Annotated in this window: 18 protein-coding genes and 2 tRNA genes; 9 read left to right on the top strand and 11 right to left on the bottom strand. The window is 54.8% G+C overall.

Annotated elements, in window-relative coordinates; translation table 11 throughout:
- Positions 1 to 95 precede the first annotated feature (95 nt).
- Together DSM117340_RS04105 and DSM117340_RS04110 are read left to right on the top strand one after the other, a co-directional pair.
- Positions 96 to 1,571, top strand: a complete 1,476-nt coding sequence (locus DSM117340_RS04105) for a DNA polymerase Y family protein (RefSeq protein ID WP_089888095.1) — start codon at positions 96 to 98, stop codon at positions 1,569 to 1,571.
- Entirely contained in the window at positions 1,568 to 4,882 is a 3,315-nt protein-coding gene (locus DSM117340_RS04110; protein ID WP_271437111.1) for an error-prone DNA polymerase, read from the top strand. Before DSM117340_RS04105 ends, DSM117340_RS04110 begins: the two co-directional genes overlap by 4 nt.
- Before the next feature lie 386 nt (positions 4,883 to 5,268).
- On the opposite strand, the gene DSM117340_RS04115 is transcribed toward DSM117340_RS04110, so the two are convergent.
- Positions 5,269 to 5,352: transfer RNA gene (locus DSM117340_RS04115), tRNA-Tyr, on the bottom strand.
- A 109-nt stretch (positions 5,353 to 5,461) separates the two neighbouring features.
- Between DSM117340_RS04115 and rlmB the strand changes: the two genes are divergently transcribed.
- Together rlmB and DSM117340_RS04125 are read left to right on the top strand one after the other, a co-directional pair.
- Positions 5,462 to 6,253, top strand: coding sequence for a 23S rRNA (guanosine(2251)-2'-O)-methyltransferase RlmB (gene rlmB, locus DSM117340_RS04120; RefSeq protein ID WP_089888099.1), 792 nt, complete (start codon positions 5,462 to 5,464; stop codon positions 6,251 to 6,253).
- Positions 6,254 to 6,431: 178 nt separating this feature from the next.
- Complete coding sequence (locus tag DSM117340_RS04125; RefSeq protein WP_089888100.1) at positions 6,432 to 6,905, top strand: CoA-binding protein; 474 nt, start codon at positions 6,432 to 6,434, stop codon at positions 6,903 to 6,905.
- A gap of 69 nt (positions 6,906 to 6,974) precedes the next feature.
- On the opposite strand, the gene DSM117340_RS04130 is transcribed toward DSM117340_RS04125, so the two are convergent.
- From DSM117340_RS04130 to hisA, 3 genes are read right to left on the bottom strand one after another with little or no spacing between them, the layout of a single operon-like run.
- Positions 6,975 to 7,286 carry a phosphoribosyl-ATP diphosphatase gene (locus tag DSM117340_RS04130; RefSeq protein ID WP_089888101.1) on the bottom strand — a complete coding sequence of 104 codons (312 nt, stop codon included), beginning with the start codon at positions 7,284 to 7,286 and terminating at the stop codon, positions 6,975 to 6,977.
- Positions 7,283 to 8,047, bottom strand: a complete 765-nt coding sequence (hisF, locus tag DSM117340_RS04135) for an imidazole glycerol phosphate synthase subunit HisF (protein ID WP_089888103.1) — start codon at positions 8,045 to 8,047, stop codon at positions 7,283 to 7,285. Before hisF ends, DSM117340_RS04130 begins: the two co-directional genes overlap by 4 nt.
- A gap of 3 nt (positions 8,048 to 8,050) precedes the next feature.
- A complete protein-coding gene (gene hisA, locus DSM117340_RS04140; protein ID WP_089888105.1) occupies positions 8,051 to 8,773 on the bottom strand; it encodes a 1-(5-phosphoribosyl)-5-[(5-phosphoribosylamino)methylideneamino]imidazole-4-carboxamide isomerase in 723 nt (240 codons plus the stop codon).
- Between the two features lie 131 nt (positions 8,774 to 8,904).
- Here hisA and DSM117340_RS04145 point away from each other — a divergent pair, with 131 nt between their 5' ends.
- Positions 8,905 to 9,291: a DUF2147 domain-containing protein gene (locus tag DSM117340_RS04145; protein WP_089888107.1), complete on the top strand. Its 387-nt coding sequence runs from the start codon at positions 8,905 to 8,907 to the stop codon at positions 9,289 to 9,291.
- A gap of 12 nt (positions 9,292 to 9,303) precedes the next feature.
- Here DSM117340_RS04145 and hisH read toward each other — a convergent pair whose 3' ends face one another.
- Together hisH and hisB are read right to left on the bottom strand one after the other, a co-directional pair.
- Positions 9,304 to 9,942 carry an imidazole glycerol phosphate synthase subunit HisH gene (gene hisH / locus DSM117340_RS04150; RefSeq protein WP_089888108.1) on the bottom strand — a complete coding sequence of 213 codons (639 nt, stop codon included), beginning with the start codon at positions 9,940 to 9,942 and terminating at the stop codon, positions 9,304 to 9,306.
- Between the two features lie 3 nt (positions 9,943 to 9,945).
- Positions 9,946 to 10,533 carry an imidazoleglycerol-phosphate dehydratase HisB gene (gene hisB, locus DSM117340_RS04155; protein WP_089888111.1) on the bottom strand — a complete coding sequence of 196 codons (588 nt, stop codon included), beginning with the start codon at positions 10,531 to 10,533 and terminating at the stop codon, positions 9,946 to 9,948.
- A 141-nt stretch (positions 10,534 to 10,674) separates the two neighbouring features.
- Here hisB and DSM117340_RS04160 point away from each other — a divergent pair, with 141 nt between their 5' ends.
- The gene (locus tag DSM117340_RS04160) at positions 10,675 to 10,914 is read left to right on the top strand and encodes an Lrp/AsnC ligand binding domain-containing protein (RefSeq protein WP_089888113.1); all 240 of its coding nucleotides are present in this window, start codon (positions 10,675 to 10,677) and stop codon (positions 10,912 to 10,914) included.
- Between the two features lie 167 nt (positions 10,915 to 11,081).
- Here DSM117340_RS04160 and DSM117340_RS04165 read toward each other — a convergent pair.
- From DSM117340_RS04165 to DSM117340_RS04175, 3 genes are all read right to left on the bottom strand, one after another.
- Positions 11,082 to 11,156 (bottom strand) — tRNA-Gly (locus DSM117340_RS04165).
- 84 nt (positions 11,157 to 11,240) lie between these two features.
- Positions 11,241 to 11,624: an MAPEG family protein gene (locus DSM117340_RS04170; protein WP_089888115.1), complete on the bottom strand. Its 384-nt coding sequence runs from the start codon at positions 11,622 to 11,624 to the stop codon at positions 11,241 to 11,243.
- A gap of 357 nt (positions 11,625 to 11,981) precedes the next feature.
- On the bottom strand, positions 11,982 to 12,809 hold the full coding sequence (locus tag DSM117340_RS04175; protein ID WP_089888116.1) for a TauD/TfdA family dioxygenase: 828 nt from the start codon (positions 12,807 to 12,809) through the stop codon (positions 11,982 to 11,984).
- Between the two features lie 91 nt (positions 12,810 to 12,900).
- On the opposite strand from DSM117340_RS04175, the gene DSM117340_RS04180 reads away from it, so the two are divergent.
- Positions 12,901 to 13,797, top strand: a complete 897-nt coding sequence (locus DSM117340_RS04180; protein ID WP_089888117.1) for a LysR family transcriptional regulator — start codon at positions 12,901 to 12,903, stop codon at positions 13,795 to 13,797.
- A 142-nt stretch (positions 13,798 to 13,939) separates the two neighbouring features.
- On the opposite strand, the gene DSM117340_RS04185 is transcribed toward DSM117340_RS04180, so the two are convergent.
- A complete protein-coding gene (locus tag DSM117340_RS04185) occupies positions 13,940 to 17,383 on the bottom strand; it encodes a pyruvate carboxylase (RefSeq protein WP_089888976.1) in 3,444 nt (1,147 codons plus the stop codon).
- A gap of 289 nt (positions 17,384 to 17,672) precedes the next feature.
- Here DSM117340_RS04185 and DSM117340_RS04190 point away from each other — a divergent pair, with 289 nt between their 5' ends.
- Together DSM117340_RS04190 and DSM117340_RS04195 are read left to right on the top strand one after the other, a co-directional pair.
- Entirely contained in the window at positions 17,673 to 18,113 is a 441-nt protein-coding gene (locus tag DSM117340_RS04190; protein ID WP_089888119.1) for a BLUF domain-containing protein, read from the top strand.
- A gap of 10 nt (positions 18,114 to 18,123) precedes the next feature.
- Positions 18,124 to 18,576 carry a BLUF domain-containing protein gene (locus tag DSM117340_RS04195; RefSeq protein ID WP_089888121.1) on the top strand — a complete coding sequence of 151 codons (453 nt, stop codon included), beginning with the start codon at positions 18,124 to 18,126 and terminating at the stop codon, positions 18,574 to 18,576.
- Here the strand turns inward: DSM117340_RS04195 and DSM117340_RS04200 are convergent.
- Positions 18,566 to 19,705: an alpha-hydroxy acid oxidase gene (locus DSM117340_RS04200; protein ID WP_089888979.1), complete on the bottom strand. Its 1,140-nt coding sequence runs from the start codon at positions 19,703 to 19,705 to the stop codon at positions 18,566 to 18,568. The two genes, DSM117340_RS04195 and DSM117340_RS04200, sit on opposite strands and share 11 nt — an antisense overlap.
- Positions 19,706 to 19,988 lie beyond the last annotated feature (283 nt).

The following is a 19,988-nucleotide window of genomic DNA, read 5'->3' on the forward strand; positions in this document are numbered from 1 at the left end:
TTCACCTGCCTATTCACCAGATGACTCGACACAAATGCAATGGGAGCTTAATAAGAACAAATCGGGAACATGTGGAGATTGGAAGGTCTGCTGGAATGATGAAGCGCATCGTATCTCTGTGGTTTCCGAACCTGCCCAGCGAGCGCATTCTGCGTACAAAGCATATTGAGGGTCCCTTCGCTGTTATCGCACAGATCAAGAATGCGGATCGTCTTATTTGCCTGAATGAGATGGCTCAAGAACGTGGGTTGAGGCGTGGTATGGGTTTGGCTGATGCCCGTTCATTTTGTCCGCAGCTAAAAACAGAATTGCACAACGCTCAGGCGGATCAGTTATTTCAAGACCGCCTTCTCAGATGGGCCAAACGCTATTGTCCGTGGGTTGGGAAGGATGGCGTCGATGGATTAATTCTTGATATCACTGGTTCGGCCCACCTGCTGGGGGGGGAGGTGGCGTTACTGAGCGACATTCGAATGCGACTGGCCCGATCTAAACTGACGGTCTGTGTTGGCATAGGTGACACATTGGGCGCGGCATGGGCTTTGGCACATTTCGGTCAGGGCTGTGCTGACACTAGCGACACCCTGAGCGCGATCCAGAGGCTACCCATCGCTTGCCTTCGAATCACGACTAAGGAGGACACCACCTTACAGCGTTTAGGCATCAAGACGGTCGGGCAGCTTGCGGCCCTGCCTCGCGCTACGGTTGGTCAACGGTTTGGGGCATCGGTTTTGATGCGATTGGATCAAGCGCTAGGCCGTCAAGCTGAGAGCATTTCCCCAGAAGCCAATGCGCCAACCTATTCGACACGGCTCACGTTGCCTGAGCCCATTGGCTTAGCGAAGGATGTGATGGCGGGTGTAGAACGCCTGCTTTACCCGTTGTGTAAAAAACTGACAGACAACATGTCAGGTGTGCGGGTGCTGTCTTTGTCTTGTCGGCGCATTGACGGGGGTGATCAAACCGTTGAATTGCGTCTTGCACGACCTCTTCGTGATCCAACTCGAATACTTCCATTATTCGAAAGGGGGGTTGGAGAGATAGATTCTGGCTTTGGCATTGACCAATTACGTTTGGTCGCCGTTCAGGTGGAAGCTTTACCCGTCGAGCAAACCACACAAGCCACTCAAGGCAAATCACGACATGATGACGGTTTGCACGATTTGATCACGCGGCTGGGAAATCGTATCGGACTAGAGAACATCCAGAGGTTTTTGCCCGCTGACAGCCATATTCCTGAACGCAGCTTCATGATTGCACCCGCAGCTTGGTCAGAGCCTACGGGTGCATGGGTGACTTGGAACCCACGACCTATTCGATTGTTTCAGCCTGAGTATGTGGCCGCAGCGACAACTGTTCCGCCCAAGAGATTCAAATGGCGGGGTATGTCCTTTCAGATTGGGCGCACAACGGGACCAGAGCGCATTGCTCCAGAATGGTGGTTTGATGATGAAAACTGGCGACACGGTGTGCGGGACTATTGGAAAGTAGAGACCCGTGAAGGTCATCGGTTATGGATGTTTTATACGCCTCAAAACCCAAGTTGGTTTGTGCATGGGATGTTCGCATGAGCTACGCCGAACTTTGCACCACGAGTAATTTCACTTTCCTCAAAGGTGCATCTCACCCCGAAGAGCTCGTGACACGGGCCGCTGAGCTCGGATTGTCTGCCATTGCGATCACGGACCATAATTCATTGGCGGGTGTTGTACGGGCGTATGCGGCCCTGAAAGAATTGAAGCGCACTGCATCAGAGGGCGTCATCATACGATCAAGCAAACAGATGGATCACAGCAGTCGGCAAGATACAGGGGGGACATTGCTAAACGGTCCCGATGTTAGGAGCCAATTTCCCAAACTGATCGTAGGGGCAAGATTGGTGTTGCAGGATAGCTTGGTGCATTGGGTCGCATTACCCAAAGATCGTCAGGGCTATGAGGCACTGTCTCGCCTTTTAACACTCGGTAAGATGCGTGCCGAAAAAGGTGAATGCCATCTATTCCATCATGATGTGTTGGACGGAGCCAAGGGCATGATCTTGATTGGCCTTCCTCAGGGGGGCCGCAAACAGACTGCTGGGCACATCGCAGAGATAGTCAGAGCATTCCCCTCAAACGTATATCTGGGGTGTGCGCCAAGATATGATGGCAGCGATCAAGCCTATTTTGATCAATGTATGTCTTTGTCACATACAACCTCTGCGCCGATGGTGGCTGTAGGTGATGTGCTTTTACACCACGGATCTCGCCGGCAATTGGCTGATGTCCTGACGTGCTTGCGTGAAAGGTGTCGTATTGATGATATTGGCAAACGCGCCCTCCCCAATGCAGAGCGTCGGCTCAAGGGCATCGATGATATGGCTCGATTGTTTCGCAATCACCCTGCAGTGATTAGACGGACGCAAGAGATCGCAGACAAGTGTAGTTTTTGCCTGTCTGAACTTTCCTATGAATACCCTACGGAAGTTACAGAGGGGGAAACGGCCCATGACCGACTGGTCCGGTTGACAGCCAGCGGCCTGAAACGGCGCTACCCGAATGGCATAACAGAGCGTGTGCGTGCTTTGGTTGAAAAAGAGCTGTCACTGGTGAAGACGCTCGGGTTTGCTGCGTATTTCCTGACCGTGCATGACATTGTGACCTTTGCACGCTCTCAAGGAATTTTGTGTCAGGGGCGTGGGTCTGCTGCCAATTCGATCCTGTGCTACGCGCTGGGGATCACTGATGTTGGGCCTGAGACGATTACCATGGTGTTCGAGAGGTTTATGTCTGAACACCGTGGTGAACCACCCGATATTGATATCGACTTCGAGCATGAGCGCCGTGAAGAAGTGATCCAGTATATCTACGAGACATATGGCAGGCACAGGGCGGGGCTGTGCGCCACGGTCATTCACTTTCGCACGCGTGCCGCGATCAGGGAAGTGGGTGCGGTCATGGGGCTGTCACAGAACGTGCTGAGCGGGTTGAGCAGTCAAATCTGGGGGATGTCGGGTGCTCAAGTCGATGAAGCCCGTGTGCGCGAACTTGGCCTTGACCTCAGTGATCGCCGTTTGTCTCAAACGCTACGTTTGATTGGTGAGATGATCGGATTCCCCCGTCACCTGTCCCAACATGTAGGGGGTTTTGTCATCACACAAGGGCGGCTGGATGAGCTTTGCCCTATTGAAAATGCGGCAATGGATGACCGCACGGTGATTGAATGGGACAAGGATGATATTGATACGTTGGGCATCCTGAAGGTTGATATCCTGTCGTTGGGAATGTTGACCTGTATCCGCAAGTGCTTTGATCTGATTGCCTTGCATGGGGGCTCGAAATTGGACATTGCAAGCGTTCCACAAGAAGACACCAAGACTTATGATATGCTGTGCAAGGCTGATGCGGTTGGGGTGTTCCAAGTGGAAAGCCGAGCTCAAATGAATTTCCTACCCCGCATGCGGCCACGCACATTCTACGATTTAGTGATTGAGGTCGCTATTGTACGTCCTGGCCCGATCCAAGGTGGCATGGTTCACCCTTATATCAACCGGCGACAAGGCAAGGAACCGGTCAGTTTTCCATCCAAGGCATTGGAAGCTGTGCTGGGTAAAACATGCGGCGTTCCGTTGTTTCAAGAACAAGCTATGCAAATCGCTGTGGTCGCAGCAGGCTTTGCTCCAGAGGAGGCTGATCATCTACGGCGATCCTTGGCTACCTTCCGGAAAATGGGAACCATTGGAACATTTCGTGATCGGTTCATCCGTGGAATGTTGCAACGTGGATACGATCCCGATTTTGCGGATTGTTGCTTTTCTCAAATCGAGGGTTTCGGTGAATATGGCTTCCCTGAAAGTCACGCTGCGGCATTCGCAATGTTAGCCTATGTGTCAGCATGGTTAAAATGTCACCACCCAGCGGCCTTTGCATGTGCGCTTCTGAATTCACAGCCAATGGGGTTCTATGCTCCCGCTCAGATCGTAAGGGATGCCCGCGAACACAACATCGAAACCCGACCAGTCTGTGTCAATAACTCGGGCTGGAACAACCACTTAGAAAAGCGAACAGACGGTACTTTGGCCCTTCGATTGGGGTTTCGGCAAATCAAAGGCATGAAGAGGGACGATGCAGAGTGGATCGTTTCCGCCCGTGGGAATGGATACCATGATATTCCAAGCCTATGGCATCGTGCAGGGGTATCCCCAAGCACCTTAGAGCGGTTGGCCGAGGCCGACGCCTTTACGGGTGTTGGCCTGACCAGACGTGATGCTCTTTGGCAGGTTAAAGCGATCAGGGCTGATAGGCCTTTGCCGCTGTTCAATGATCCAATCGATGGCGAAGTGATTCCCGAGCCAAAGGTGGTGTTACCAATGATGAACTTGGGTGAAGAAGTCGTTGAAGATTATGTCTCTATGCGGATGTCACTGCGGGCACATCCTGTTGAATTGATACGGCCTACTCTCAATAATGTAACACCACATGCTGAACTGGCGCGCATTCCGTTGGGCCGTATCGCCGTGTGTGGTCTGGTTATTACCCGCCAGCGGCCTGGCACGGCTTCGGGTGTTATTTTTTTAACACTTGAGGATGAAACAGGTGTGAGCAACATCGTTGTTTGGCCTAAAGTCTATGAGAAATTCCGAAAGGCCGTGATGGGGGGGCGGTTGTTGCAAATAGCTGGATATCTGCAACGTGAAGGCATTGTCGTGCATCTAATTGCTCAAGATATTCAGGATATGTCGCATCGGTTGTCCGAGCTTGGTCACCCAATGGGAGAGGCCGTTGGTCAGACCTTGCCGCATGCAGACGATACACCCCGAGCTCATCACACTACTTCAGCAAGTCGCGCGTACCATCCACGTGATCAAGCCAAGAAGCTGTTTCCAAGCAGGGACTTTCATTAGGATGAGGACAGAGAATTGGACGCCAGCTCCTATTTTGAAAACGACTATGGAAAGCAGGATCCAATTTATCTCTTTTGAAATTGGATTTTCAGTATGCGTTGAAGTGGTCACTCTGGGTAAAAACTGGTCTGAACGATCAATGAACGCCACAGGTTGGCGATCAGGCACACGCCAGTTTGTATTATATGAGCAAGACCAGACTGCCTAAGTGCCTTGGACGTATGCGATCCGCGCATTTTGATCCGAGCGTTTTTGAAGATAAACGTCATCCGCCGAATACCACTGAGACTGAAGCTGACGCATTTATTTTCTGTTTATGTGTCGGCAAGACTTACAAGTATGGCCTGATGGGCCATTAAAGTAAGGAAAATAAATGATTTTGTAAGTGGTGGGCGACCCTGGAATCGAACCAGGCGTGCGTCTCCGCGAGGGAGTTACAGTCCCCTGCCACACCTTGCGGCCTGTCGCCCACTGAGGGAGGGGATTACTTGCCTCGCTAAGGGTCGTCAACAGCAAATTGGCATGATAAGCGGCGCAGAGGAGAGAAAATGTCTCTCAGCTTGAAAACAGGGTCTTGCGATGAAAAAGCCAAAGTGGGTTGTGGAAAAAGAACGTGGCAAAAAGTTGGAGGCCGCCGAGACGGTGTGGCTCTTTGGTTTACACGCTGTTCGCGATGCTCTTGCCAACCCTAAGCGTGAGAAACTGCGCCTTATCGTTACGCTTAATGCGCAAACTAAGCTTGCCGACGTGATTGCTCAAAGTGGGATGGAGCCGGAGGTTTCTGATCCGCGTAAATTTTCTGCGCCTTTGGACCCTCAGTCTGTGCATCAAGGGGCTGCGCTTGAAGTGAAGGCTCTCGACTGGGGCTCTGTGGCGGATGCCTGCGTCAGCGGGGGCGATGAGCGGCCTGCACGCGTTTTGTTGCTTGATCGGGTGTCAGACCCGCACAATGTGGGGGCTATTCTGCGCTCGGCTGAAGTATTTGGCGCGCGCGCCGTGATCGGAACAAAGCGCCATGCTGCGCCAGAAACAGGCGCTTTGGCCAAGACAGCAAGTGGTGCGTTGGAACGTCAGCCTTACCTGCGTGTCACGAATCTCTCGCGTGCGATGGACGAGCTTAAAGGCTACGGGTATTTTCTAATTGGTCTTGATGGAGATGCAGAGACCACGCTTGACGCCGAGCTGGAAGGCTATCAAGACCGTCCCGTTGCCTTGGTTTTGGGCGCAGAGGGGCCAGGGCTTCGCGAAAAGACAAAAGAACAATGTGACGTTTTGGCGAAGATCGATTTTGCGGGGGACTTTGGGTCTTTGAATGTTTCAAATGCTGCTGCCGTGTCGCTTTATGCCGCCACTCGGCAAAAATCAGCCTGAATTAACGCTTTGTTCACAGGTTTTTTACATCCTCTTTATAAGTTGGAAATCGTTCCTACATCTAATCCAGAAGCAGGATGGAACACCTGCTTTGGAAACACTGTCCCTCGTTCCGTAACTGCGCTCAAGCTCGACTTGGGCGCTTTTTTTTGATCAATAGGATATGAGGGAGATATAAATGAGCGAGATCTATACCGACCGTTTTCTGAAGGATGTGATGTCGCGCGCAAAGAAGGTCGCGATTGTTGGACTGTCCAGTAAAGAAACACGCCCCAGCTTTTTTGTGGGGCGCTATCTGAAGTTGCGAGGGTATGAAATTTTCCCTGTGAACCCTGCCTATGTCGGGAAAGACTTTTTGGGTGCTCCTTATGTTGGCAGCCTCGCAGAGCTTCCTCTAGACACTGATTTTTTGGATATTTTTCGTCGTTCCGAAGATGTTTTGCCAATTGTGGAAGAGGCTTTGGAGCGCTTGCCCAAACTCCAAACAATCTGGATGCAGATCGGCGTCATCAATGAAGAGGCGGCCGCGCACGCTCGTGAACGTGGCGTGGACGTCGTCATGGGCCGCTGTCCCAAGATTGAATATCAGCGTCTCTTCGGTGAGTTGCGGCGTGGTGGGTTCAACACCGGTGTGATCAGTTCCAAGCTCTGAACGTGTTTCGTCGCGTTAAGCAGCTGGGCGTTGCCACAGGATCCCTCGTTTTTGCTCAGAGATAACGTTCTAATTCTGGCGTGAGGCTTTTTCAGCGATGCCGGAGCGGGACTGACGGCGCTCAAGTTCGGCCATGACATCAGAGATACTTACTTCATTGGCATAGAGCACAACGAGGAGGTGGAAAAGGAGATCGGCTGCCTCGGATGTGAGGCCTGCTTTGTTGCCTTTAACGGCCTCAATCACCGTCTCGATTGCTTCCTCTCCCAGCTTCTCTGCAACTTTGTCGCGCCCTTGGGCTAGGAGCTTGGCTGTCCAGCTGTCCTCCGGAGAGGCTTTTGCACGAGTGGCGATGATGGCTTCAAGCTCGTCTAGTGTCATTCTTCGATCCTCATGGGAATGCCCGCGGCCTGCATGTACTCTTTGGCCTCTTTTATGGAATATGTGCCGAAGTGAAAGATCGACGCGGCTAAGACGGCGCTTGCGTGACCTTCTTTCACGCCTTCAACCAGATGCTCTAAATTACCAACGCCACCAGATGCGATCACTGGTACGCTAACAGCATCGGAGATCGCACGGGTGAGGGGAAGATTATAGCCTGCTTTGGTTCCGTCGCGGTCCATTGAGGTCAAGAGAATTTCGCCAGCGCCGTTTTTTGTCACCAGTTTGGCAAACTCGACGGCGTCAATGCCTGTGGATTTACGACCCCCATGGGTGAAAATCTCCCATTTGCCTGAGCTTACCGTTTTTGCGTCAATTGCCACAACGATACATTGCGAGCCAAAATGTGCTGATGCCTCGCCGACCACATCTGGGTTAGCGACGGCAGCAGAGTTGAAGCTGACCTTATCAGCACCTGCAAGAAGCAAGTCGCGCACGTCCTGAACCGTGCGCACACCGCCGCCGACAGTGAGGGGGATATAGCATTGCTCAGCTGTGCGGGTGACCATGTCAAACATGGTTCCACGGTTCTCGTGGGTTGCATGAATATCGAGGAAACAAAGCTCATCAGCGCCAGCGGCGTCATAGGCTTTGGCAGCATCAACTGGGTCGCCCGCATCGCGCAGGCCGACAAAGTTCACCCCTTTGACGACGCGTCCGTCAGCGACATCAAGGCAAGGAATGATACGGGTTTTCAGCATGCTTCAGCCCTTCATAAGCGCGAGCGCTTCTTTTAAATCGATAGCTCCATCATAGAGTGCGCGGCCCGATATCGCGCCGTTGAGAGGGGCGCCGCATGTCTTGAGTGCCTGAAGGTCTGCAAGCGATGAAACGCCTCCAGACGCAATGATGGGGATACTAACGGCATTTCCGAGCGCCGCTGTTTCTTCCACGTTGGGCCCTTTCATCGCGCCGTCCCGATTGATGTCCGTATAAATGATCGCTGCAACGCCTGCGTCTTCAAAAGATTTGGCGAGGTCTGTAGCATTGACATTGGTCTCTTCTGCCCAGCCTTTTGTTGCCACCATACCTTTGCGGGCATCTATGCCAACGGCAACTTTGCCGGGGAACTCGCGAGCAGCGTCACGTACGAGTTGTGGGTTTTCAACTGCCACAGTGCCAAGGATCACCCGAGCAAGACCGCGGCTGATCCAGCGTTCGATTGTAGCCATATCACGGATTCCACCACCAAGTTGGGCGGGGACATTTGTTTGTTTGAGGATTTCTTCGACAGGTGCTGCGTTGACAGGCTCACCTGCAAAAGCACCATTGAGATCAACAAGGTGGAGCCATTCGCAGCCCGCTGCAACGAACTCCAAGGCTTGCGCAGCCGGGTTCTCGTTGAATACAGTTTCTTGGTCCATTTCGCCATGAACAAGGCGCACGGCGCGGCCGTCTTTAAGGTCAATTGCCGGGTAGAGGATCATGCTAAAGTCCTGTGAAAAAGATGTTGGGAGCTTTATGCACGCGAGCGCACGAAATGCAATGTGACCTCAAGTCATGCTTGCGTGGAATCGCTCTGCACGCTCAAGATAGTTGAAGATTGGGAGGTCTTATCATGAAAAGAATACTTATTTTGTCGCTGGCAAGTCTGTTTTATACGGGCGCAGCAATGGCTGATCCTGCGCTTGGGCTTTGGAAAACCGAAGTAGACGACGGCGCCTATGCACATGTAGAGATTAGCCCTTGCGGTGCGAATGTATGCGGTACCATTGTCCAAACGTTCAATGACAGTGGTGAGTACAACTCACCAAATAAAGGCAAACAAATTGTCCGTGCAATGAGCCCAAAGGGAGAAGGTGCTTATGAGGGCAAGGTCTGGCGTCCGTCAAATGACAAAATTTATTTTGGCAAAATGCAGGTTGGTGGAAAAAAACTGACGCTGAAAGGCTGTGTCGCTGGCGGATTGCTTTGTGCCAGTCAGAAATGGACCAAAATCAACTGAATCTGATCGAGATCACGGCTGCCATGTCAGGAAATTGCCAATCATTCTGAGGCCTGTTTCCTGACTTTTTTCGGGGTGAAACTGCACTCCAACAAGATTGTCCCGACCGACGACAGCCGTGATTTTTCCGCCATGCTCTGTGCTGGCAAGTCGTTCGGCAGCGTCGTCGACGACGAAGTGGTAAGAATGCACGAAATAGCAGTGCTTTCCTCCAGTTACGCCGGAAAAGAGCGGATGATCGTGCTCGATATCTAGCGCATTCCAGCCCATGTGAGGGACGCGCAATGTGGGGTCCGATGGGATTATTTTGCGCACTTCGCCTTTGATCCAGTCAAAGCCCATTGTCTCTTCATACTCAAGCCCGCGCGTCGCCAGCATTTGCATGCCTATGCAAATGCCCATGAAGGGGCGGGCGCGATGAATAACCACCTCTTGCAACGCTTCGAAGATGCCTTTGTGATCAAAAAGAGCTTTGTGGCAGGCGGGGAAAGCGCCGTCGCCCGGTAGGACCACCCGGTCAGCCTTAAGAACTGTTTCAGGGTCGGACGTTACGATCACATCGCCAGCCCCCATCTCGTGAGCCATGCGCTCAAAAGCCTTGTGAGCGGAGTGTAAATTTCCGCTGTCATAGTCAACGATGGCTGTTAGCATGGCTCAGAGTGTGCCTTTTGTCGAAGGGATGGACCCCGCAGCGCGCAAGTCAGCCTCGAGAGCAACACGTAAGGCGCGCGCAACGGCTTTGAACGCAGCTTCAGCGATGTGATGAGAGTTGAAGCCGTGCAGAGCATCGACATGCAGGGTGAGACCTGCATGCGTGCTAAAGGCTTGGAAGAATTCTCGCACAAGCTCTGTATCGAATGTGCCGATTTTAGCAGTTGGCATATCAACATTCCAAACCAGGAAAGGACGGCCTGAAATATCGAGGGCTGCGCGCACAAGCGCGTCATCCATCGGTAAAAGGCAGGAGCCGTAGCGGTTTATTCCAGCTTTGTTGCCGACGGCTATTGCAAGCGCTTGGCCCAAGGCGATGCCTACATCTTCTACACTGTGGTGATCATCAATGTGCAGATCGCCTTCGCAAAGTACATTCATATCCATCATCGCGTGGCGGGCAAGCTGATCTAGCATGTGATCAAAGAACCCAACGCCTGTCTGGTTGTCATAGCGGCCTGTACCATCAAGCGTTAGCTCGACAGTAATTTTGGTTTCGCTTGTGTGGCGAGAGACGGTAGCTTGGCGCATCGGGTTTTCCTTTGTTCTGGGGTGCTTATAAGGCGAGGATACGCGAGGGAAAAGCCCTGAGATCAAATGGCTTGAGAAGAGACGTTGCGCCTGTTGCAGACGCGTGGCAGTGTCAGGCTGCAATGCGAAAAGGAAAGCGCCATGTCAGATTGTGTGTTTGTTCAACTCAGATGCAAACCCGGCACGACCTACAAGGTCGCCGAAGCGCTTCTCTTGAAAGAGTTGCATTCGGAGCTCTATTCAACAAGTGGCGAATGGGATCTCCTTTTGAAAGTCTATGTCCCGAAGGGAGAGGACGTGGGGAAGTTTGTGAATGAGCGGTTGTTGGATGTGGTTGGGATTGAGCGGTCTTTGACCACGTTGACCTTCAAAGCGTTCTAATATTTCAAAAAATATTTTCGGGCGGCGCGTGAGCGGCTGTTTCTCTGATTTGAGAGGGGCGGCTTTGCGGGCGATTGGGGCATTCGCATGGCGATGCAAAACAGGTGCCCAGAACGACGAAAGGCCACCCGAAGGTGGCCTTGTCGTTTCTCTCGTGAGAGAGAAATTGGAGCGGGCGAGGCGATTCGAACGCCCGACCCTAACCTTGGCAAGGTTATGCTCTACCCCTGAGCTACGCCCGCTTCCTTGGGTAGGGGTGATCTAATAAATGCCGCGCTGAGCCGCAAGAGGAAAAGTGCAGAAACACATCTTTTTTTCTGACGCGCTTAGAAAGCCAATGCGAGACAGCTCACAGACGCAAGCAAAAGCCCTGTAAATGTAAGGTACACGCCTGATTTGCGTAGAGAAATAATTTGTGGCGTCCGTCCGAAGCCATAGGCATGTGCGAGCCGCCCAAGGAGCAAAAGACTGCCGAGCAGATGGATCAGCCAGTTGGGCCCGCCCTGAAGCTCGGCCATGGCAATGAGTAAAAGCGTGAGCGGCGCGTATTCGGCGCAGTTGGACTGGGCACGCATCGCTTTGATCAGGGCTTTCTCGCCGCCATCTCCAACGGAAACTTTGAGCGCCAGGCGTTGGCGGATCACATTGACGCTGAGGAGGAGAAACAAAAGCCCGATGGGGGCGGCGTAAAGGGGGGTAATGCTGAGCATGTGAGCCTCACTTTCTAGGTGGAAAGCTTGGCGCGCTGCGGGCTCGCAGGCAAGAAAAAACGCGCGTCAGGCGCGCTCGCAAAACGGGCGTTAAGATTTGAAAATCCTGCGATTCGGGGGGGGTGAAAAGCGTGCACACCCCGTGCACAACCCGTGCACCGGCAAAACGGGTTTTGAGAATTTGGGAAAAAGGGGCCGAATATGAAGAGCGCGCACGGTGGTGCTGGGAGATGTTAGGGAAAGCGTTTGCGGGAGGGGCGAATGGCAGGTTTGAGCACCGAGTGTCGGGTGCTGCTGCTTGCCCAATGTCTGCTCGGGGCACTCCTGTCAATGTAGAGCCTTCATGTTCATGTAGGCTTACAAATTTGACAGCGCGACGCCATCCACGGTGACCCTGTGCATGAGGCGGCGAAACCCCTGGTAATCGTTGATCGCTTTGTGCCAGGTGGCCCGGTTGTCCCACATGGTAACATCCCCTTCCTGCCATCTGACGCGGCATTGGAACTCGGGCTGTTTACAGTGCTCATAGAGCATATTGAGGATGGCAGCAGATTCGTCTGGCTTTAGACCTTCGATATGCGTCGTGAAAACCGGATTCACGAAAATTCCACGGCGCCCGCTGAGCGGATGGCGAATAACGACAGGGTGGTGCGCATCTTGCGTTGCCGCATCGGCATTGCTCAGCCGCCCGCTCTTGGCCGCTTCGCTGTCCGAGGTACTCACGCCGAAGACATGACGAGACGAATGTATGGCCGTCAACCCATCCAGAAACCGGCGCATGGGTTCCGACAACGCCTCATAGGCCGCACCCATTGACACGAACAGGGTATCTCCTCCGTAGGGCGGCATTTCAATCGCGTGCAGGATCGACCCCATCGCCGGAACCTGATCGTAGGAATGGTCGGTGTGCCAGCCTTCGCCCACTGCTTCTTTCTGATCCTTTTCCTTCAGGACCGTCGCGATTTCGGGGTGACCGTCGACGGGCTTAAAAAAGCGGTTGATATTGATGGGACCAAAGCGGCGCGCAAAGTCCAAATGGTCTTCAGGGGAAATCTCTTGGTCGCGCAGCACAATGACAGAATGCTTGGCAAAGGCTGCATGGATTTCTTCGTACTGCTCCCGATCTCTTACATCGGCACCAAGAATCTCGGCTCCCAAGCCGCCAGTCAAAGGTCTGATTTCCATCGGTTCGCTCCCAATTTGCTCGTGGTCAGACTACGGGATTGCACAAGAACAGAAAAACTGAATAATTTTACAGTAAAGGACAATTTTATTGATGATACGGTTTTCGCTTCGCCAACTCACCTTTCTTTCTGAGACCGCGCGCTGTGGCGGCATCGCACCTGCGGCACGGAATCTGAACATCTCCCCCGCGGCGATCTCCGCGGCGCTCGACAAACTCGAAGCCGTAACAGGCCTAACCCTGTTTGACCGCTTTCCCGCACGGGGTATGCGTTTGACACGCGCCGGCAAGGAGTTCCTCGTTGATGCTGAGGACCTGTTGAAGCGAGCAGGTGCACTGGACCGGCATGCTCTCGAATTGGCCAAGGGGGAAATCGGCACCATCCGTGTCGGGACACACTTTGCTATGGCCCAGCAGATTGTGTTACCTTCTGTTCTGACATTCAGGGACCGCTTTCCTCGGGTCCGTATCGAAGTCATTGAAAAAGATTTCCCAAGCCTTGTTGCTGCGCTTGATGCGGGAGAGGTGGATGCACTTGTTGTTTTCAATCAGGGATTTGATGCTGAGCGATTTGACGTCGAAACCCTGAAGGTGCTGCCGCCCTTGGTGTTGCTACCCGCAACGCACCCTTTGGCAATGGCAGAAAGTATTCAGCTTCAGGATCTGTCCAACATTCCTTATATAGCCGTGTCCCGCGCTGGTCCCGGCCCCAGCTATCTTGACTTGTTGCGGGCTGCCGGACTTGACCCCGAGGTGCCGCTGACCTCGCAATCACGAGAAATGGTGCAAGCTTACGTTGGAAAGGGGTTGGGCTTTACGCTTGTTGGCTTCCCGCCGAGCCGCAACCTGACGATTGAGGGCGATATTGTTGTTACGCGCCCCCTTGCTCAAGAGATTGGCCAGTTCGAGGTCGTCCTCGCAATGGGGCGCAGGCTACAGCAAACTGAACTGATCACCGCTTTTCTTGATATGTGTCGGGCCCAGATCTGAGGCACCTGTTGGGGCCGTTGCTTGGGCGAGAGTGTGGTGGAGTGTAGAGCCGGAAAACGTGCGCATAAGGCATGGCCCGCCTGTTTGCACGGGCGGGCCATTAGAATGCGCGCCGTTTGTGGGCGCGTGCTTTGGTCTTGCGTTATTCCAGCTCGATCATCAGGTCTTTGGCGTCGATCTGGCCGCCGGCGTGGACGTGAACGGCCTTCACTGTGGCGTCGCGTTCGGCGTGGATGCCTGTTTCCATTTTCATGGCCTCGATGGTGAGGAGCATATCGCCTTCCTTGACCGCTTGGCCGACGCTGACCGCGACGGAGGCGACAACCCCTGGCATCGGCGCACCGATGTGGTCTGGATTGCCTTGCTCGGCTTTGGGGCGCTGGGCGGTTTGGGACTTTACGAGGCGGTTGGGCACGCGGATGGTGCGCGGCTGGCCGTTGAGCTCGAAGAAGACTTTGACCTCGCCATCATCTGTGGTTTCGCCGACTGCTGAGAGGCGGATTTCGAGCGTTTTGCCAGGGTCGATCTCGGCGGTGATCTCCTCGGAGGGTTCCATGCCGTAGAAGAATGTTTTGGTGGGCAGGGTGCGTACGGGGCCATAGGCGCGGTGACGGCCCATGTAGTCCATGAAGACCTTGGGATACATGAGGTAGCCGTTGAGATCTTCGTCATCAATTGGCAGGCCTTCGAGCTCAGCGATGACGTCGGCGCGGGTGGCCTCGATATCAACAGGGGGCAGGTGGGCGCCCGGGCGGGTGATGTCTGGAGTCTCGTCTTTGAGGACTTTCTTGACGATCTGCGCGGGGAAGCCGCCAGGAGGCTGGCCGAGATTGCCGCGCATCATGTCGATGACGCTATCAGGGAAGGCGACGTCTTTGTCAGGGTTTTCCACATCATTGCGTGTCAGGCCTTGGGAGACCATCATCAGCGCCATGTCGCCCACAACTTTGGAGCTTGGTGTGACTTTGACGATATCGCCAAACATCTGGTTCACATCTGCATAGGTCTTGGCGACTTCGTGCCAGCGCTCTTCAAGACCGAGCGAGCGGGCCTGAGCCTTGAGGTTGGTAAACTGGCCGCCGGGCATTTCGTGTAGGTAGACTTCTGAGGCTGGGGCGGCGAGGCCTGATTCAAAGGCCACATATTGGGCGCGGACTTGCTCCCAGTAGTCCGAGATGTCGCGCACGGCGGTGGGGCTGAGTTGCGTGTCGCGGTCGGTGTGGCGCAGGGCTTCCACAATAGAGCCAAGGCAGGGCTGAGATGTACCGCCAGAGAAGGCATCCATCGCGGCATCGACAGCGTCGACGCCTGCGCGGGCGGCGGCGAGGATGGTTGCGCCAGCAATGCCCGAGGTGTCATGGGTGTGGAAGTGGATCGGGATGCCGACCTCTTCTTTGAGCGTTTTTACAAGAATTTCGGCGGAGGCGGGCTTGAGCAAGCCTGCCATGTCTTTCAGGCCGAGAATATGTGCACCTGCGGCTTCGAGCTCTTTGGCCATGTTGACGTAATACTTCAGGTCATATTTGGCGCGGGCGGGATCGAGAATATCGCCTGTGTAGCAGATCGTGGCTTCGCAGAGCTTGCCGCTGTCTTGTACAGCGTCCATAGCCACGCGCATGTTTTCAACCCAGTTGAGGCTGTCAAAGACGCGGAAGACATCAACCCCTGATTTGGCGGCCTGTGCGACAAAGCTCTTCACCACATTGTCAGGGTAGTTCGTGTATCCGACGCCGTTTGAGGCGCGCAGCAGCATTTGGGACATCACGTTGGGCATCGCGCGGCGCAGATCGCGCAGGCGCTGCCATGGGCATTCCTGCAAGAAGCGGTAGGCGACATCAAAGGTTGCGCCGCCCCAGCACTCGACAGAGAAGAGCTCGGGCAGGTTGGCCGCATAGGCGGGCGCGACTTTGATCATGTCGATAGAGCGCATCCGTGTCGCAAGGAGCGACTGATGGCCGTCTCGCATTGTTGTGTCGGTCAGGAGCAGTTGCTTTTGCGCGAGCATCCAGTCGGCAACGGCCTTGGGGCCTTCGGCTTCGAGCAGATTGCGCGTGCCTTGTGCAGGCTCTGTTGTGAGCAGGGCGGGCGGACGCGGGTCTTTCAGATCGGCAGGGGGCTTTGGGCGGCCCGTTGTCTCTGGGTGGCCGTTGACTGTGATGTCGGCGATGTATGTTAGCACTTTGGTGCCGCGGTCACGGCGCTTTTTGAAGGAGAAAAGATCAGGCGTCTCGTCAATAAACTTGGTGGTGTATTCATTGCTGAGGAACGTCGGGTGCTTGAGCAGGTTTTCGACAAAGGCGATGTTGGTGCTCACGCCGCGGATACGGAACTCGCGCAGGGCGCGGTCCATGCGGGCAATCGCCGCTTCGGGCGTCTGGGCGTGGGCTGTGACCTTGACGAGCAGGCTGTCGTAGTAGCGCGTGATGACGCCGCCTGTGTAGGCTGTGCCGCCGTCAAGGCGGATGCCCATGCCCGTGGCTTCGCGAAAGGCGGTGATGCGGCCATAGTCGGGGATGAAGTTGTTTTGCGGGTCTTCTGTTGTGATCCGCGTCTGAAGCGCGTGGCCGTTAAGTCGCACGTCGTCTTGTGAGGGCTTTCCTGTGGCCTCTGCGAGCGTTTTGCCCTCGGCTATTTTGATTTGGGCCTGGACGATGTCGATGCCTGTCACCTCTTCGGTCACCGTATGCTCGACCTGCACGCGCGGGTTTACTTCGATGAAGTAGAACTTGCCGCTGTCCATATCCATGAGGAATTCGACCGTGCCGGCGCATTCATAGTTTACATGCGCGCAGATTTTGCGGCCCAGCTCACAAATTTCGGCGCGCTGCTCCTCGGAGAGGTAGGGCGCTGGGGCGCGCTCGACGACTTTCTGGTTGCGGCGTTGCACCGAGCAGTCGCGCTCCCAGAGGTGATAAATGTCACCGTGAGTGTCGCCCAAGATTTGCACCTCGACGTGGCGGGCGCGGATGATCATTTTCTCAAGGTAACCCTCGCCGTTGCCAAAGGCGGCTTCGGCCTCGCGGCGGCCTTCCATGACTTTTTCTGGGAGCTCTTTTTCATTGAGAATGGGGCGCATGCCACGACCGCCGCCGCCCCAGCTTGCTTTGAGCATCAAGGGGAAGCCGACCTCTTTGGCCTCTGCAATGATGGCGGCCATATCATCGCCCAGAACTTCTGTAGCCGGGATGACGGGGACGCCTGCCTCAACGGCGACGCGGCGGGCGCTGGCTTTGTCGCCCAGAGCGCGCATGGTGGCGGCTTTGGGGCCGATGAATGTGATGCCTGCTGCGTCGCAGGCGTCAACGAAATCGGGGTTTTCAGAGAGCAGGCCATAGCCTGGGTGAATGGCGTCGGCGCCTGAGAGTTTGGCGACGCGAATGATTTCTTCAATGCTGAGGTAAGCAGCAACGGGGCCCATGCCTTCGCCTATGCGGTAGGCCTCGTCGGCCTTGAAGCGGTGCAGGCCGAGCTTGTCTTCCTCAGCATAGACGGCGACCGTCTTTTTGCCCATTTCATTGGCCGCGCGCATGATGCGGATTGCGATTTCGCCACGGTTGGCAATCAGGATTTTCTTGAAATCAGGCATTGTTGAGTTTCCCCTCAGGCTTGTGCGCGGCGCGACGCTCTTAATTGTAACGCCGCAATGCGGCATTTCCATTTTGGTAAACTTATTTTACCAATTTTTCAACTGTCTTTTGTAACTTGTTTAGAGCCGTTTAGCGAAACTGCAGTGTTTGTATGCGACTCGCATGCTTGCGGTTGCGACGGTGTGGTTGCTGGCGCAGTTTGGGCCATTTTTTCGCTAAAAATGTGTGTTTTAACGCATTATTATTGATGCTGGTTCTATTCTCTGGCGCAGGGCTAGGGAGAGTTTCATGCTGAATCGGCTTGTATATGTCAGCAATGCATCTGCGTTTTTCCGAGAGGAGGAACTGCTTGAGATATTGAAGGTGTCACGACGCAACAACGAACGTGACGGGCTGTCAGGGTTGATGGTGTTTCATGAGGGGCGTTTCTTTCAAATCATTGAGGGCGAGATGGACGCTGTGATGCGCTGCTTTAACCGCATCATGCGAGACGGGCGTCACGACGATCTTGTGATGATTGAGACTGGGCAAGTGGAGGAGCGCTCTTTTGGGCAATGGCGGATGGCGTATCAGGACGCCCAGTCAATGCCCAAAGATATGCGCCACGCAGTCTTCTCTATATATGACATGATTCCGCCAGACAGTGACGAACGTGGCGATGTGGCGTCTGTGCGGACGCGGGTACGCGATTTTTTGGCCTCGTTTGACACCTTGAAGATGTCAGGGTGAGGAGAGCGCTTTGCAAGAAAACGCAATCACACAGTTGATTTATCTAAGCTCCGCGACGGGGCATTTGGCTGCAGATGATTTGAAACAGATCTTGAAGAGCTCTGTGCGCAATAACGGGGCCGATGGCATTACGGGTCTTTTGATCTATCACGAGGGTGCTTTTTTTCAGGTTCTGGAAGGGCCAGCGCAGGTTGTTGCGGAGTGTTTTGACCGTATTGAGGCAGATGCCCGTCATGGCCGCATCATTCGCATGATTGAGCGGCAAGTTCCTGCGCGGGCTTTTCCTGCTTGGCGAATGGGGTTTGCACGGCCAGAAGAGCTTGGTGAGGAGGCGCGCGCGGCGGCGCTCTCCCTTTATGACATCTATAGCGAAAGCGGATCTTTGAGCGCGACTGTTCCCGATGTGCGCCGCCTTGTGAGCAGTTTCTTGAACAGCTTCACGGGCCTCTCTCTCAAGCAGTAGGAGAGAGGCGGGCGGGCAGATCGCCCAGATTGTCCACGCCGATCTGCCCCAAATTGGCGATGAGATCTTGCGTGAGCATTTCTGTGAGATGCTGCGGGCCCCGGGCACCGAGGGCCGCGAGGGCATAGTGCCATGCGCGGCCGAGCATGACAAAATCTGCCCCGTGCGCCAGCGCGCGCAGGATATCAAGACCACCGCCAATGCCGCTGTCAAAGACGATGGGCAGGCTTGTGGCGGCGCGGATATGGGGCAGGACTTCGATGCTTGCAAGCGCACCGTCAAACTGGCGCCCTGCGTGGTTTGACACCCAGAGCGCATCGACGCCTTCGGTTTGCAGTGTCTGCACGGAGGCGGGGTCCATGATGCCTTTGACGATCAGCGGACCATCCCAGAGGGCACGCACGCGCTTGAGGTAGCTGATGTCAGGAGATGTGCGCAAGAGGTAGCCGATATGAGCGGTGGGCGGCAGGTTGCGATCATCTTTAATGTAGGCGTCGAGCGTACGCATTCGCGGCGCGCCGTTTTGGAGCATGCCGAGGGCCCATGCGGGGCGCTGGGCGGTCTGCCACAAAAGGCGGGGGCCGAATTTGGGCGGCTGGGTCAGGCCTGAGCGGGTCTGACGCTCGCGGCGCGAGGCGACAGGAACATCAAGAGTGAGCACCAAGGTACGAAAGCCTGCGGTTTTGACGCGGGTGATAATGTCTTTCAGCACCGCTTCGTCTTTGGGCGGGTAAAGCTGGAACCATGCTTTGTCGTCAAGGACCGGGGCAACATGCTCTGGCGTTTGGGCCGCCACGGTCGAGAGGCAATAGGGCAGACCTGCGCGTGCCGCCTCGGCGGCGAGGAGGCGCTCGGCATCGGGCCAGATAAGGCCGGACATGCCCACGGGAGCAACACCAAAAGGCACAGTATAGTCGGCGCCGAGAAAGCGACGGGCCAGATCGGGCGTCTGGGGGCCGTGAAGCACGGAGGGCGTAAATTTAATGGCATCGAGCGCTGTGCGGTTGCGCGCGGTGGTGACTTCACGGCCTGTACCGCTGTCGAGGTATTCAAAAACAAAATGGGGGATACGCTTTTGAGCGCGTTTGCGAAGATCTTCAAGGCCGGGGTATTTTGAGTGTAGGTCCATGGCCGTATTGAGCGCATGGGGGTGCATCTTGTCCAGAGGGATTGCACCGACTGCGCGCTGGCGCGTCTGAGTGAGTAGCCCCCAGACCCGACATAAAGCCGGGGAACCAGTCCCTCGGGCCCCCAAGGATATTTAGGGAAAGAAAAAACAGAATTTTAGGGCGGTTGCAGAACACAAGGCGAACATCTCTTTGACTTGGGGGGCAGATTTGGTAGGGGTGGGGCCTGAACCGAGCCAACAAAGAAGGGGCAAACCTGTGGTATCTCTCTCTGAAAAAGCCCTG

The sequence above is a fragment of the Lentibacter algarum genome (genome assembly GCF_040580765.1).
Lineage (GTDB): Bacteria > Pseudomonadota > Alphaproteobacteria > Rhodobacterales > Rhodobacteraceae > Lentibacter > Lentibacter algarum.